The sequence below is a fragment of the Sebaldella sp. S0638 genome (assembly GCF_024158605.1).
Taxonomy (GTDB): Bacteria; Fusobacteriota; Fusobacteriia; order Fusobacteriales; family Leptotrichiaceae; genus Sebaldella.
The window spans coordinates 1-1,941 of record NZ_JAMZGM010000232.1; the positions used below are offsets into that span (position 1 = coordinate 1).

Annotated in this window: 3 protein-coding genes; all 3 read left to right on the top strand. The window is 33.3% G+C overall.

The genetic code is table 11. The features are described 5' to 3' along the window. Nucleotides 1–172 precede the first annotated feature (172 nt). The 3 genes from NK213_RS19845 (at nucleotide 173) to NK213_RS19855 (ending at nucleotide 1,871) form a co-directional block, all read left to right on the top strand. Entirely contained in the window at nucleotides 173–508 is a 336-nt protein-coding gene (locus NK213_RS19845; protein ID WP_253352550.1) for a hypothetical protein, read from the top strand. A 233-nt stretch (nucleotides 509–741) separates the two neighbouring features. Beyond that, nucleotides 742–1,086 carry a winged helix-turn-helix domain-containing protein gene (locus NK213_RS19850; protein WP_253352552.1) on the top strand — a complete coding sequence of 115 codons (345 nt, stop codon included), beginning with the start codon at nucleotides 742–744 and terminating at the stop codon, nucleotides 1,084–1,086. Between the two features lie 14 nt (nucleotides 1,087–1,100). Beyond that, the gene (locus tag NK213_RS19855) at nucleotides 1,101–1,871 is read left to right on the top strand and encodes a phage antirepressor KilAC domain-containing protein (RefSeq protein WP_253352554.1); all 771 of its coding nucleotides are present in this window, start codon (nucleotides 1,101–1,103) and stop codon (nucleotides 1,869–1,871) included. Nucleotides 1,872–1,941 lie beyond the last annotated feature (70 nt).

Genomic DNA, 1,941 nt, shown 5'->3' on the forward strand with positions numbered 1-1,941 from the left:
CAGATGTATGGACTTTTGCCTTCAATTAGACTGTCAGAATCGTTATTTAAATTAACCCATTCGCCTAAAAGGCAAGCATATACATTTTTAGCCATAAAAATATAATATCCTTTCAAAATAAGATAAGGAGATTATAACACAAAATTAAATATTTAAGAAAGGACAAAACCATATGGAATTTAAAAATTATTTATCATCAATGTTTACAGAAACACAGACAGAAGTATTGAGAGTATGTCTAAGGGACAACTCACCTGTACATATTTATGGTCCGCAGGGATCGGGAAAAACAATGCTGGTAGAGGGATTAAGAAAATTGGGATTTCAGAATATAAGTGAACCGGGTGATGCCGATTTTGAATTAACAGGAGGTGCCTTTTCTATCCCTATTGATAAAGAAGATTTAACAGTTTTAAGAACTAAAAAAGGACCCCTTGAAGTGATATTGCCAAAAGATGATCTTTTTAGAGGAAACGCACGAAAAATTGTGGAATGGATCCACGGTTAGAAAGATGAGGTAAATATATGGCGAATCCAGAAGAATCATATTTAATATTTTTAGTAACATCTATGGGAAATCAGGTTCTGGCACTACTAGATTGTTGTATTCTTGCGAGCGGTCTGCGAAAGTCTTTAAAAAAGGTTTTGTTATTATCGGCAGGTCTAGCTCACGCGCTATCGCTCGTGCTTCTAGTAGTATTGAATATCCTATTATGAATAATAAAAAAGTGAGGTATCAAAATGACAGAAATAAATGCAGTATTGGAATATTTACGGGATAATCCAAAAGCAATGAATAAGGAAATAGCAGATAATCTGAAAATAGATTACGGCAATGTCAAGTCATATATCAATAGATTAAAAACTGGCGGATATATAGAAGTACAGGGGCAGGGGATAACAAGAACTGTAACAGTATTAAAAGAAATGTCTGTTAGAGAGAAACCCACATCTAAAAACAGTTATAAGAAAGAAATCATAGAAACTATGATTGATAAGTATATGGAAGATTTCAAAGACAGCGGAACACTAAATGACAGAATAGAAGTCGGGAAAGTAATTTTAAGATTACTTGAAAAGTTATAGAGGAGGAAAGAAATATGGGAGGATTAATAATTGTAAATAATAAACAGCTAGAAACAAAAGAATACAAAGGGCGAAGAGTGGTAACATCTTGGGATATAGCGAAGGTACATGGGCGGGAAGTCAAAAAGATAAACCAACAATTTGAAAGAAATAAAGATAAATTAGTAAAAGAAAAAGATTATTTTTTGATGAGCAGAGAGGAATTCTCTGGGTCACTCAAAGTGACTCAGAAATTTATACCTAATAATGTTAAGGAAATTCCGCTTTTTACGGAATCGGGATATTTGATGCTGAATAAAACTTTCAATGATGATTTATCTTGGGAGATACAAAGGCAGTTAATAGATAATTACTTTAAAACTAAAGCCTTAAAAGTACCGACAACAATGAAAGAAGCCTTACAAATAGCTATAGATCTGGAAAATGAGAATCGGGAACTGCACGCTAAAATAAAGCATGACGAACCTAAATTAGATTATCTGAGTGATGTTTTGGAATCAGAGGGGACTTTATTAGCGACACAAATAGCAGCGGATTATGGGTTATCGGCAATAGATTTAAATAGAAAACTTCATGAAGAAGGTTTAATCAGAAGAGTAGGCAGTCAATGGGTTCTATATAAGAAACATATGAATAAAGATTATGCAGACTCAGAAACGACTTTATATTTTGACAGAAAAACAGGAGAAGAGAAATTAAAAGTAGAAACTAAATGGACGGAAAAAGGTAGATTGAAAATTCATGAGATATTAGCAGGATTAGGAATAGAGGCAAAAGTAGTGTAATGGTCAAGCAAAATGGGAACATTAGGATCCAAAGAAATTGAATCTAGCCTGGTAAGGAGTAATAAACCCA

Bases quoted from the DNA above. Each gene is read 5' to 3' on its own strand.
- NK213_RS19855 (WP_253352554.1), top strand. From the start codon at position 1,101: ATGGGAGGATTAATAATTGTAAATAATAAACAGCTAGAAACAAAAGAA.
- NK213_RS19845 (WP_253352550.1), top strand. From the start codon at position 173: ATGGAATTTAAAAATTATTTATCATCAATGTTTACAGAAACACAGACA.
- NK213_RS19850 (WP_253352552.1), top strand. From the start codon at position 742: ATGACAGAAATAAATGCAGTATTGGAATATTTACGGGATAATCCAAAA.